The following is a 13,352-nucleotide window of genomic DNA, read 5'->3' as shown; positions in this document are numbered from 1 at the left end:
CCCATCATGAAAGAATAGTTCCAGTTGGAGAAGCACAAGATCCTAAATAAAGCGGGGCAATCCGAGCTCTATCAATATATCATAAATGATCCGGATTATTAAAAACGCCTGTTCCATCCACCGATCATCTTACGAGATGTAAAAATTATTCCCCAAAAAGAAGTACTTTTGTAATCTCTATTTAGTTAGCAAACAGAAGGTATGAAGATTGGTTCAATAGATTTAGGGGAGCGTCCGGTATTCTTGGCGCCTATGGAGGACGTGACGGATATCTCGTTTCGTTTGATGTGCAAACGCTTCGGGGCGGACATGGTATATACGGAGTTCGTATCGAGCGACGCGTTGATCCGCAGTGTGAACAAAACACAGCAAAAACTAAATGTCTCCGATGATGAACGTCCGGTCGCTATCCAGATTTACGGCAAGGACGTAGCCTCGATGGTAGAGGCCGCACGTATTTGCGAGGAAGCTCGTCCGGATATTTTAGATATAAACTTTGGTTGCCCCGTAAAGAAAGTAGCGGGCAAGGGAGCCGGGGCCGGCATGCTACGCAATATCCCGTTGATGCTGGAAATCACGAAAGAAGTAGTGAAAGCCGTGAACATCCCCGTCACCGTGAAAACCCGTTTAGGATGGGATGCCGACAACCGTGTTATCGTGGATCTGGCCGAGCAACTACAGGATTGCGGTATCGCCGCCCTCTCCATCCACGGACGTACACGGGCGCAAATGTACACGGGCGAGGCGGATTGGACCTTGATCGGTGCCGTAAAAAATAACCCTCGCATGCAAATCCCTATCATCGGGAATGGCGACGTGACTTCCGCCGAGATATGCAAGCAGCGTTTCGAGGACTATGGCGTAGACGCCGTAATGATCGGTAGGGCTAGCATAGGCCGCCCTTGGATCTTCCGGGAGGTAAAACACTATCTTACGACCGGGGAATTATTGCCACAAGAGCCTTTCTCTTGGTATCTGGATATCCTAAAAAAACAAGTGGAGCAAAGCGTGGAACGATTGGACGAGCGTAGGGGAATCTTACATATTCGCCGTCATCTGGCAGCTACTCCACTCTTCAAAGGTATTACCGATTTCAAGCAAACACGGATCGCCATGCTACGTGCGGAGACTGTTAACGAATTATTCGAAATTATGAATAACATTCCTAAAAAGTACGGAATTTCAGAATAACAAGCTTGATATATATCAAATTGAAACCTATTTGCGATATCTTTACAATAAAATGTTACAAATACTATTGACGCATATTATAAAACCCCTTATATTTGCATCGAGTTTTTTTCATAGTATTTTAGATCTAAGGTTAACAAGTCTTTGCAAGGGGGGAATCGTGAGATTGTTTCATTGAGGAGCAAAAAAAGCCGCATCCATATTGGGACTAGCGGCTTTTTTGTTTTTCCGGACTCTATATCCTAAATCAAGAAACTTATCGTATCTTTGTCAATAGGTCACATTAAATATTTGGCACTATGAACCAGACTATTTATCCCAGTCGGTATACAGAATTTCGAGAAGATTCGCAAGGACGGAGATACCCATAAACTGGCCTCCTCCCTCGAACTGACCTATGATGAAACACACTCCTTGCTGAGAAAGCGTTACGACGGCTATCATTTCGTAGCCAACGTACCGGGTATCTATAACCCTTTCAGCCTGCTGAATACCTTTAAATATATGCGGCCTGAAGATTATTGGTTCGAGACCGGGACACCTTCTTATTTAGTAGAGTTACTCAAGCACACCCATTACGACCTCTATGAGCTGGCAAATACCGAGACCGATGCCGATGTGCTGAACAGTATCGACTCAACCTCTAGCAATCCTGTCCCTGTCATTTACCAAAGCGGCTACCTTACGATCAAGGATTATGATTCTCGCTTTGGTATCTATAAAGTAGGATTTCCCAATTTAGAGGTAGAAGAAGGCTTTGTCAAATACCTGCTTCTTTTCTACACCAGTGTTAGCGCCCCAAAGACTCCTTTCGAAATCAGGCGTTTTGTCCGGGAGGTGGAATAAAAAAGCCTATGTTTTCGCACACACGCTATACATTATTCGAAATAAACCCTTACATTTGCGAAAAACATAATACTATACCACCATGAGTAAGAAAGTCATAACTTTCGGAGAGATCATGCTTAGGCTGGCTACTCCGGACTATTTACGCTTTTGCCAAGCCAATCAGTTCAACGCTACTTTTGGCGGAGGGGAAGCGAATGTCGCCGCCTCACTCGCCAACTATGCCATAGAGACTGAGTTTGTAACCCGTTTACCCAAAAATGACATCGCCCGTGCCTGCGTTATGGAATTACGCAAACAGGGTATCGGAACATCCAAGATCATTTACGGAGGGGAACGGTTAGGCATTTATTTTCTGGAGACCGGAGCGGTCGCTCGTGCCAGCAAGGTGGTATATGACCGGGCTCATTCTTCCATCGCCGAGATCCGACCGGGGATGATCGATTGGGACGAGGTATTCAAAGATGCCTCTTGGTTTCACTGGACAGGTATCACGCCAGCCATATCCGAAGGTGCCGCCAACGTATGCTTGGAAGCGATACAGGCGGCAAACCGATTGGGCATCACGGTATCCTGCGACCTCAACTACCGGAAAAATCTCTGGAAATACGGTAAGACAGCCCATGAGGTCATGCCGGAACTAGTAGCCGGATGCGATATCATTCTAGGAAACGAGGAAGATGCCGAGAAGGTTTTCGGTATCAAGCCCGAAGGTTTCGACGCCGCCGCCACGGAAGGTGAGGTACACGCCGTCTCTTTCCAGTCGGTATGTACCCAATTAATGGCTCACTTCCCACGTGCCCGGAAAGTTATCATCACGCTAAGAGGCTCCATCAATGCCAATCATAACACATGGGGCGGAGTGCTATACGCCGACAACCGATTGTACGAATCCCGCCGGTACGACATCACCCATATCGTCGATCGTGTAGGTGGAGGCGATTCTTTTATGGGAGGCCTTATTTACGGTTTGCTCTCCTACCCCGGTGACGACCAGAAAGCCTTGGACTTCGCAGTAGCGGCTTCTTGCCTAAAGCACACAATTTACGGAGACTTCAACCAAGTAACCGTAGAGGAAGTAGAAAAACTCATGTCCGGCGACACCTCCGGCCGTGTCTCCCGCTAATTTTCAATTCTCAACTTTCAATTTTTAATTCCCAATATGGCTCGATTCAATAAAATACAAACATTACAGGCTATCATCCAAACCGGAATGGTGCCCGTCTATTATAATAAAGAGGTAGAGATCGCAAAACAAGTTGTAAAAGCCTGTTACGAGGGAGGCGTCAGAGCCTTCGAGTTTACTAACCGGGGAGATTTCGCCCACGAGGTATTTGGCGAGCTGGTAAAATACGCCGCCAAGGAATGTCCGGAATTAGTATTGGGCGTAGGTTCTATCGTAGACCCGGCCACAGCCGCCTTATTCATACAGCTAGGGGCAAACTTCGTAGTCGGTCCGCTGTTTAACCCGGAGATAGCGAAGATATGTAACCGTCGCCTCATCCCTTATACGCCCGGCTGCGGTTCCGTATCCGAGATCGGCTTTGCCCAAGAAACAGGTTGCGACCTTTGCAAGATATTCCCCGCCGGAAATGTAGGAGGTCCCTCATTTGTCAAGAACATAAAGGCACCCATGCCATGGACCCTAATCATGGCGACCGGTGCCGTGGAGCCGACAGAGGAGAATCTATCCGCTTGGTTCAAGGCCGGCGTGACCTGCGTAGGAATGGGATCCAAACTCTTTCCCAAAGAAGCGATAGCGGGAAACGATTGGCAATCCATTACCGATTTATGCCGCGACGCCTTATCTATCATTCAAAAGTATCGCCAAGTATGAAAAGCTTTTTAGATCAAGATTTCTTGCTCCAGACCGACACGGCCCGTGAGTTATATCACGAGCATGCGGCGAAGATGCCCATCATTGATTACCATTGCCATCTGGATCCCCGGCAAATAGCGGAGAATCACCAATTCGAGGATCTTACGGAGATATGGCTGGGCGGAGACCATTACAAATGGCGGGCGATGAGAGCGAACGGTATTCCCGAGGAATATATCACCGGAGATAAATCTCCTTACGAGAAATTCCTTAAATGGGCCGAGACGATGCCTTACACGATGCGAAATCCGCTTTATCATTGGACGCATCTGGAGCTTAGCCGTATATTCGGAATCCATAAAGTCTTGAATCCGGCTTCCGCCAAGGAAATCTACACAACTTGTACGGATAAACTACGTACCCCCGAGTATCGTGCGCAAGCCATCATGAAACGGATGAACGTAGAGATCGTTTGTACGACCGACGATCCTATAGATTCCTTGGAATACCATCAAAAAATACGTTCAAACGGATGCCACACTCGTGTATATCCGGCATGGCGACCGGACAAGGTACTCGCTATCGATAATTTCAAGGCGCTTAATGACTATTTGTCCAAGCTGGAGGAGGCTGCCGATAAGACCATCCTCACCTACAAGCATTTATTGGAGGCTTTACAAAAACGACATGATTTCTTCGCCGCCCAAGGGTGCCGGTTATCGGACCACGGGTTGGATACTTTCTATGCCGAACCTTATACCGAGCAGGAGATTGAGGTGATCTTCCTCAAGGCTCGTATGGGTAAATCGCTCACGGAGCAGGAAGTTCGCAAATACCGTTCGGCATTGCTATACGAATTGGCGGTGATGGATGCCCGGAGTGGATGGGTACAACAATTCCATATCGGCGCAAATCGGAATAATAACAAACGGATGTTCAAGTTATTAGGAGCAGACACAGGTTTCGACGCTATCGATGATCAGCCGGTAGCTGTTTCCATCAACCGCTTTTTCAGCCGTTTAGATCAAGAAGGGCTGTTAGCGAAAACGATCGTTTACAACCTGAATCCCCGCGACACCGAGTTGATGGTAGCCAATGCCTACAATTTCAACGACGGCAGTGTACCCGGGAAGATGCAATATGGAGCGGCTTGGTGGTTCCTCGATCAGATCAAAGGCATGGAAGATCAATTAAATGCGCTTTCCAGCCTCGGTCTTTTAAGCCGTTTCGTCGGTATGCTGACAGATTCCCGTAGCTTCCTGTCATATCCCCGTCATGAGTATTTCCGCCGGATCCTTTGTAATATGCTAGGCAATGAGATAGAGAAAGGCTTATTGCCCGCCTCCGAGTTTTCCTTCATTGGACAGATGGTGGAGGACATCAGTTACAACAACGCTAAACGATACTTTGATTTCTGATTACTGCAACAGCTTTGCAACATTTTATTCACAAACACTTCATAAGACCTTCCACTATACTCGCACATATTACGCCTACTTTTGCGGCAGATTTAGATAAACACTAAAATACGCAAACATGAAACAACGGCTTTATGATTTCATCCCTGTCAAGCATCTATGCGTAGGGATGTCTTTATGTGGCATAGTGGCGGGTACCCAAACCGCTCAAGCTTCTCCCGTCTTTGGGCAATCATCGGGCTTAGAACTTCCGAGTCCCAGCATCTACCAACAAAGTACGAAACAGATTTCCGGTATCGTCAAAGACCAGGCGGGGATTCCTGTAATTGGCGCGAACGTGATCGTAAAAGGGACGACAAACGGAGTAATCACCGGGCTCGATGGAGATTTCCTACTGGAAGTTCCGGAAAACGCTATCTTAGAGATCAGTTATATCGGTTATATGACGCAAAGTATCCCGATAAACGGGAAAACGACCTTCAACATCATCCTAGAAGAAGATACGCAGAAATTGGATGAGGTAGTCGTACTCGGTTATGGAGCGGGGCAACGCAAACAAGATCTCTCCGCTTCCGTGGGCGTGCTGAACAACACGGAAGACTTGGTGGCCCGTCCGGTTACCTCTACCGAAAGTATGTTGCAAGGGCAGTTAGCGGGTGTTACCGTACAAGCGAACGGTGGAGACCCGACGGCTACACCCTCGATCGTGATTCGTGGACAGGGCTCACAGAATGGCGATAACGTATTATGGGTTGTTGACGGTGTTCCCGGCGCACCCATCGCCTCTATGAATGATATCGAGACGATTGTCGTCTTAAAAGATGCTGCCTCTGCCGCTATCTATGGAGCGCAATCCGGAGCCGGCGGTGTTATCTTGGTAACCACCAAGAAGGCGAAAGAGGGCAAGACCTCGTTGAGCTATGACGCGACTTTCGGTGTTCGTAAAGCTAGCAACGTAATCGAGCCGTTAAATGCGGAAGAGCAACTCGAGATGCGAAAACTGTCTTACGCAAACGCAGGGCTTACATTGCCGACCGGTTGGGATTTGACCAAGAACCCATGGGTAGGTACCACACGTACCAACTGGATGGACGAGATCTTCCGCACCGCTTTCTACCAACGCCATAACGTAGCCTTGAATGTTGGTTCCGAGAATGCCTCCAACCGTGTTTCATTTGCTTACGATAACGATGAAGGTGTATTGATCAATACTTTCAACAAGAACCTTTCACTTCGTTACAACGGTAAATTCAAACTGAACAAATGGGTGACTATCACCGAAGACGTGGTTTGGAAAAACAACGAAAGCCGTTCAAAAGATACCGACAGTGGTTATACGGGAGTTGTCGCGGCGGCTATGTATATGCCTGCCAGCGCTACGGTTTACAATCCGCTGGATGGTACTTACGGTGGAACAACGACCGAAGACCCGGATTACATCGCCAAATATGGCTCCAACTTCGCGGATATCCACGGAGACGCTGTCAATCCGGTTCGCTTGCTGGAAGCGGAAAACCGCTATGACCGAACCAGCGACATCTGGAGTACGACCAGTCTGGAACTAGCTAATATCGTTACCGGCTTGAAGTTCACGAGCCGTTTCACTTACAACCTGAAGAATAATCTATATAAGAACTTCAGCCCGATCCGTGACGAGGTGGGAAAACCCTCCTTGACAAATAATCTGGATGAAACGACTTACCGTGCAGACGCATGGAAAACGGAAAACACATTGACCTACGACAATACGTTTAATGACATGCACACCGTGGGTGTCTTACTATCCACTACGGCCGATCATTACAGCAAGCGAGGATTAGAGGTTAATGGAAAAGATTTATCTGACGAATCCGCTTATTTACAATATCTATCCTATGCGAATTCCGTTTCCGCAACCGATTATTTGACCGGTCCTGACGCAAACGTATCCTTGATCGCCCGTCTGGCTTATTCCTTCAACGATCGTTACTTCGTTACAGCCTCTTGGCGTCGTGATTACGCAGGCCGTCTACCTAAAGATAATAACTATGGCGACTTTCCTGCCGTAACAGCCGGATGGAAAATCTCTAATGAATCTTTCTTCCCGAAGAGCGAGACACTGAATTTATTGAAGATCCGTGCTTCTTGGGGACGTGTCGGTAATCTAGGATCTATCGGTTATAATTACAAATCAGCTTTATTAGGTAAGAATTATTGGTCGGAGCAGGCACAGTACGGCGTAGAATCGAACAAGATTTGGGGAAACTTCGTCTATAACTCTACCGCATTAAATCCCAACTTAACATGGGAAACTTCCGAGCAATGGGACTTAGGTCTAGATGTGAACATGTTCGACAATCGCTTGAGCATGGCATTCGACTATTTCGACAAACGCACGTTCAACTTGATCCAGTCGCAAACGATGAACTGGCCGGGAACGATCGGTATCGATGCCATGTTAGTCAATCAAGGTGAAGTCCGCAACCGAGGTTTTGAGGCGCAAATCAATTGGAACCAACAGGTAAATAAAGATTGGTCGTACTTCGTTTCCGGAAACTTCTCTTATCTAAAGAACTGGGTTTCTGATATTGGGGTAAAGAACGCAGACGGAACCCCGGGTGTCTGGACAGGTATCACCAAGGACAATGCCTATTTCGATGGAAGTTATCGTAACCTTCCATATATGTATCAAACAGCCGAAGGAGAACCGCTGGCCTCTTTCTATCTGATCAAGACTGACGGCATTTTTCAAAGCGACGCAGAGGCAGCCGCTTATGTAAACAAAGACGGAAAACGAATCCAACCGGACGCTGTAGCCGGCGATTTGAAATTCGTCGATGCCAATGGTGATGGAGTCATCAATGATGAAGACCGTCAATACTGCGGTAGCGCTACACCTAAAACTACATTCTCATTCTCCGGAGGATTCACTTGGAAGAAGCTTTCCGTAAGCGCTATGTTCCAAGGCGTAGGTGGAGCACAAGCTTTATATGTAGGTAAATATATGGCCTTAAGTGATGTAGAAGGAAACTTCAACCGCTCAAAAGAGATCATGAACGCTTGGAGTCCGTCGAATACAGGGTCGAATATTCCACGCTTATCGAAAAACGACCCGAATAGCAACTTTAGCACACCGTCTGATTGGTATCTGGAGAATGCTTCTTACTTGCGTTTGAAGAACTTCACCGTATCCTATGACTTGAGTGATGTTATCAGGAAATGCGCTCACCTGCAAGAACGCAACAGCATGATGTCGGTTTACCTTAGCGGTGAGAACCTCTTCACGATCACGAACTACTCAGGAATGGACCCGGAAACCGGCGGTTGGGATGCCTTGAAGTATCCGGTTTCACGCGTATTCTCTGTCGGAGTCAAATTGACATACTAATCGGGTGTTTTAAAAGATATTCATATTAACAAAGGATCAAAATGAAAAGATATATTACAGTATTAGCATTATCCGCATTGGTTTGTAGTTCTTGTAGCGACTTCCTCGACGTTCAGCCGGAAGGAAACGCAACTACAACCTCCTATTTCTTGAATGATCAACAGGCCATTGATGCCATTGACGGATTATATGAAAGATTCCATCAAGAGGGTTGTTACGGCCGTGAGTTATTCTGGGAACAGGGAGCCGCATGCGACATTGTTTGGGGACGTACGCGCGGTTATAACTCTTTGGCGACCTTAGCCTATACCGGTGATGAATCTCCTCTAAGAGATGTATTCAGCCGTATGTATTCTACTATGTCCCGTGCGAATTGGATCATCCAAGAATTAGTGAAGAAAGAAAAGGGAACGACGCTGACCGCCGTCGAGAAACGCAGCTTGGGCGAAGCTTACTTCAGTCGCGGTTGGGCACATTATCTGATCGCTTATCGGTACGGTACGGATAAACAAGGAGTGCCTTTCGTACGTTACGAGGACTTCCCCGACGATTACGACAACTCCATACCGCCTCAGCAGGCTACCGTTATGGACAATTATAAACTGATCATCGAAGATATGGACAAGGCAATCGCCTACCTTCCAAACTTCGAATCCTATGACGCTGACAACCGGGGCCGGGCACATCAGGCTGCTGCCGTGGCGTTCAAAGCGAAAACTTATGCTTACTGGGCTACTTGGGATGCTACCCAATGGAACAACGTCATCGAGATGGTCAATCAATTAGAGAACAACTACAATCGAGATCTAGCTCCCACATTTGCGGAACTATTCTCGTCTGACTTGAAAGATTATTGGAACGCCGAATATCTCTGGACTATTCCGAGTATCGGTGGCGCACTACCGGGCGGTACCGAATTCCCGGGTATTATCCTTGAGAACAAAGGCTGGGGCAAATATAATGGTTGGGGGCAGATGAAGCCCTCTTACGACATCTACGAAGAAATGGCGAAAGATGGTAAAGGTAATGACCGTTTAGTACGCTCAATCTTGGAATACAACCAAGAGTTCCCGTTCTTCGGCGAGACACGCAAGTTCTGGTCTACCTCCGATCTTGAAGCTGGTTTCATGATCAATAAATACATGGACGCGTTCAAATACTCAGACCCTGTAGGTGAAGGAGCCGTGAGTGCTAACGGAGACTGGCCTACGGTCCGTGTCAATTTCCCGATCATCCGTTTCGCAGAAATGTTATTGTTCCGTGCCGAGGCATATTTAATGACAGGCCAAGCCGATAAAGCAACCGCAGATATCAACCGTATCCGCCTACGCTCCAACTTGGTACCGCTTGCCGGCACCGCCACGATGAAGGATCTATATCACGAACGCCGTTGTGAATTGGCTTTTGAGTTTACAGACCATCTATTCGACTTAAAGCGTTGGAACCGTTCTTCCAATGCCGACATAAAGACATTGGCCGATAAAGAGTTGAACGCACATCCACGTATCCGCAGATATGAAGACCGGGCGAATCCGGAATCCGCGTTCACGATTATTGGTTACGAAGATTACACCAACAAAAACGCCTATCAAGCACATATGATGGTATTCCCGTATCCAAGTGAAGAGATTACTAAATCGAATGGTCAACTGAAGCAGAACGAGGGATATTAACCGGCTCCTTTAAACCGATCAAGGAACGAATAAGATTCAATTACGGGCTGTCTCAGAAAATGAAACAGCCCGTGTTATTTTCTACCGGGTAAAAACGCATATCTCAAATAGGTAGTTTACCTTTGCCAATTGTATAATATAGTAAACAAAAGATACACCATGAGATTAATTCAAACTCTTTCTTCTTGCTTGTGTACAGGGATAATAGCCTTATTCACGGCCTGTAGCCAAGCACCACAATCCCCCATCGATTCCGTGAATCCGTTTATCGGCACGGGATTTCACGGACACACGTATCCCGGGGCCACGGCTCCTTACGGAGCGGTCCAACTCAGTCCGGACACCCGGAAAGGGAATTGGGACGCTTGTTCTGGTTATCATTACAGCGATTCTACCTTAATGGGTTTTTCCCATACCCATTTAAGCGGTACGGGATGTATCGACCTTGGCGATATCCTATTCCGTCCGTCACTCCAGACACCTCTAGCGTTCTCGCACTCGGACGAGAAGGCTTCCCCGGGTTACTACTCGGTGAATCTCAGGGAGGCAGGTGTATTAGCGGAACTTACCACGACCCCGCATGTCGGGATACACCGATATACCTATAAAAAAGGGATAGAGTCTACGTTGGTGGTCGATATGGACCATTTATTGGATAACGAATATATATACGAAGGCTGGGTTAAGCAAACCGGGGAGAATGAGCTTACCGGTATGCGGCGTACCCGGGGCTGGGTAGACAATCAGTATGTCTTCTTTGTAGCGCAATTCTCGCAACCCTTCTCTTCCATGGAACAGCCTTCCGAACGGCAAGCCGTACTTACCTTCGATACGACTACCGGAAAGCCCATCGTCTGCAAAGTCGGGGTATCGATCGTAAATGAGGAGAACGCCCGTCTGAACCTTGAGCAAGAGACGGATTCCTATGGCTTTGATTTCGACGCCATCCATCAAGCGACACGCTCCAATTGGGAAAAAGAACTGGACGTTATCACGGTAGAAGGAGGCACCGAAGCCGAGCGCACGAATTTCTATACGGCGCTATACCATAGCAAGATCATCCCGAATATAGCGAGCGACGTGAACGGACAATACCGCCGTCACGACATGAGCGTAGCGACGATCCCGGCAGGTCGCCGCCAATTCTCCACCTTTTCCACTTGGGACACCTTCCGGGCCTGGCATCCGATGATGACTCTGTTGGATACTACCTTGGTGAATGATATGGTACAGTCTCTCTTGGATATGTACGACGCCAGCGGCGAGCTTCCGTTATGGCCCTTATCGGCAGGCGAGACCGGGACCATGATCGGTTATCACTCCACATCGATTATAGCGGACGCTTATTTGAAAGGTATTCGCGGATATGATGCGGAACACGCTCTCGAAGCGATGAAAATCTCAGCGGAGAAGAATAAGAAAGGAGCGGATTATTATATAAAGGAAGGCTTCATCCCGACGAATATCAAGAAAGAATCGGTTTCCTGCCTATTGGAATTTGCCTACGATGATTGGTGTATCGCACAAATGGCGAAAGCTTTAGGACATATGGATGATTATGAGACGTTCATCAAGCGCTCCCAGAATTTTATCAACGTATTCGACGGTAGTACCCGGTTCTTCCGGGGCAAACGGCAGGATGGGAATTGGGAGACTCCTTTCGATCCATTCGCCATCGGACGTTCCTATACGGAGGCTACGGCCTGGCAATATCGTTTCTTTACCCCGCATGACGTATATGGATTGACCCAGTTGTCCGGAGGCCGGGAGGCGTTCATCGCTGATCTGGATAGCTTATTTATGGTTACCTCCGAGGTAGTCGGCGATCTGGTAGACGTTACAGGATTGGTTGGTCAATATGCGCATGGCAACGAGCCTAGCCACCACATGGCTTACCTATATAGCTATGTGGGCCAGCCCTGGAAGACACAGGAATGGACCCGTCGCTTGCTGGACGAGATGTACCAGCCCACGCCGGAAGGTATCATCGGCAATGAGGATTGCGGCCAGATGTCCGCTTGGTATATCTTGAGCAGCCTCGGCTTCTACTCCGTATGTCCGGGTAGCAACCAGTTTATCCTAACGACCCCGTTGTTCGATAAGGCGAACATGAAGCTGGGCAATGGCAAGACATTGGTCATTACCGCCAACCAGCCGGATAAGAACAAGTATATCACGAAGGTTACCTTAAACGGCGAGGAGATATCGCATTGCTACATCACCTACGACCAGTTGATGCAAGGAGGCACACTGGACTTTACGCTCTCGGCGACACCGGACAAGCGTTGGGGAACCGCTCCCGAGTACGCTCCCTATTCCTATACGGAGCAACCTACCGTCTCTATCCCTTACATAGCGAATGATCTGGATTTATTTGAAGGAGAGATTACGGCGGAACTAAAATCCACGACACCCGAGGCGGTTATCCATTACACGCTTGACGGATCGGAACCGGATGAGAACGCTCCGGTATACAGCGAGCCATTCGTCTTAAAAGAGACCACGATTATCAAGGCCAAAGGATATAAAAAGGGATTCGTACCCAGCCGTACGTACTCGATCCAAGCGACAAAAGCCGTATTACGCCCCGCGTTATCCATACAGCCTACGAAGCATGGGGTAGCTTATACCTATTACGAAGGAGAGTTCCAATGGGTAGCCGATCTGCAAAAAGCGAAGGTAGTCGAGACCGGAACAATACCTGAGCCTTCTATCCTGAACGCTAAATTGCCGGATCATTTCGGTTATATCTTCACCGGATATATATACGCACCGGAAGACGGTGTCTATGAGTTCAGTACCCGCTCGGATGACGGTAGCGTCCTCTATATCGGCAAAGAAAAGGTAGTGGACAATGATGCCTCCCACGCCGCCATCGACGCGACGGGACGCATCCCCTTACAAAAAGGCTACCACCCCTTCGCCTTGCATTATTTCGAGGATTACGAGGGTGAGTACCTAGGCTGGAGCTGGCGTACGCCAAGCATGTCCAAACTAGACGCGATCCCAACAGAGAACCTTTATATAAATTGATAATA

At 47.9% G+C, this 13,352-nt stretch carries 7 protein-coding genes and 1 pseudogene; all 8 read left to right on the top strand.

The features are described from left to right. Positions 1–201: 201 nt before the first annotated feature. The 8 genes and pseudogenes from dusB (at position 202) to HMPREF0999_RS04025 (ending at position 13,347) form a co-directional block, all read left to right on the top strand. Complete coding sequence (gene dusB, locus HMPREF0999_RS04060; protein WP_009275231.1) at positions 202–1,191, top strand: tRNA dihydrouridine synthase DusB; 990 nt, start codon at positions 202–204, stop codon at positions 1,189–1,191. A 369-nt stretch (positions 1,192–1,560) separates the two neighbouring features. Further along, positions 1,561–2,031, top strand: a pseudogene (locus HMPREF0999_RS04055) (AAA family ATPase); the annotation flags it as partial. Between the two features lie 88 nt (positions 2,032–2,119). Further along, the gene (locus HMPREF0999_RS04050) at positions 2,120–3,163 is read left to right on the top strand and encodes a sugar kinase (RefSeq protein ID WP_009275229.1); all 1,044 of its coding nucleotides are present in this window, start codon (positions 2,120–2,122) and stop codon (positions 3,161–3,163) included. Positions 3,164–3,199: 36 nt separating this feature from the next. Next, positions 3,200–3,874, top strand: a complete 675-nt coding sequence (locus tag HMPREF0999_RS04045) for a bifunctional 4-hydroxy-2-oxoglutarate aldolase/2-dehydro-3-deoxy-phosphogluconate aldolase (protein WP_005860016.1) — start codon at positions 3,200–3,202, stop codon at positions 3,872–3,874. After that, positions 3,871–5,274: a glucuronate isomerase gene (gene uxaC / locus HMPREF0999_RS04040; RefSeq protein WP_009275228.1), complete on the top strand. Its 1,404-nt coding sequence runs from the start codon at positions 3,871–3,873 to the stop codon at positions 5,272–5,274. Before HMPREF0999_RS04045 ends, uxaC begins: the two co-directional genes overlap by 4 nt. Before the next feature lie 118 nt (positions 5,275–5,392). After that, positions 5,393–8,641, top strand: a complete 3,249-nt coding sequence (locus HMPREF0999_RS04035) for a SusC/RagA family TonB-linked outer membrane protein (RefSeq protein ID WP_009275226.1) — start codon at positions 5,393–5,395, stop codon at positions 8,639–8,641. Positions 8,642–8,682: 41 nt separating this feature from the next. Continuing rightward, a complete protein-coding gene (locus HMPREF0999_RS04030; RefSeq protein WP_005860022.1) occupies positions 8,683–10,314 on the top strand; it encodes a RagB/SusD family nutrient uptake outer membrane protein in 1,632 nt (543 codons plus the stop codon). A gap of 159 nt (positions 10,315–10,473) precedes the next feature. Further along, positions 10,474–13,347: a GH92 family glycosyl hydrolase gene (locus tag HMPREF0999_RS04025; RefSeq protein WP_009275225.1), complete on the top strand. Its 2,874-nt coding sequence runs from the start codon at positions 10,474–10,476 to the stop codon at positions 13,345–13,347. Positions 13,348–13,352 lie beyond the last annotated feature (5 nt).

Source organism: Parabacteroides sp. D25 (assembly GCF_000307475.1).
Lineage (GTDB): Bacteria > Bacteroidota > Bacteroidia > Bacteroidales > Tannerellaceae > Parabacteroides > Parabacteroides distasonis.
Note: the sequence above shows the minus strand (reverse complement) of the source record. Positions and strands in the feature narration are given on the sequence as shown.

Coding starts and splice junctions, on each gene's coding strand:
- HMPREF0999_RS04025 (WP_009275225.1), top strand. CDS start 10,474: ATGAGATTAATTCAAACTCTTTCTTCTTGCTTGTGTACAGGGATAATA.
- HMPREF0999_RS04035 (WP_009275226.1), top strand. CDS start 5,393: ATGAAACAACGGCTTTATGATTTCATCCCTGTCAAGCATCTATGCGTA.
- HMPREF0999_RS04030 (WP_005860022.1), top strand. CDS start 8,683: ATGAAAAGATATATTACAGTATTAGCATTATCCGCATTGGTTTGTAGT.
- dusB (WP_009275231.1), top strand. CDS start 202: ATGAAGATTGGTTCAATAGATTTAGGGGAGCGTCCGGTATTCTTGGCG.
- uxaC (WP_009275228.1), top strand. CDS start 3,871: ATGAAAAGCTTTTTAGATCAAGATTTCTTGCTCCAGACCGACACGGCC.
- HMPREF0999_RS04045 (WP_005860016.1), top strand. CDS start 3,200: ATGGCTCGATTCAATAAAATACAAACATTACAGGCTATCATCCAAACC.
- HMPREF0999_RS04050 (WP_009275229.1), top strand. CDS start 2,120: ATGAGTAAGAAAGTCATAACTTTCGGAGAGATCATGCTTAGGCTGGCT.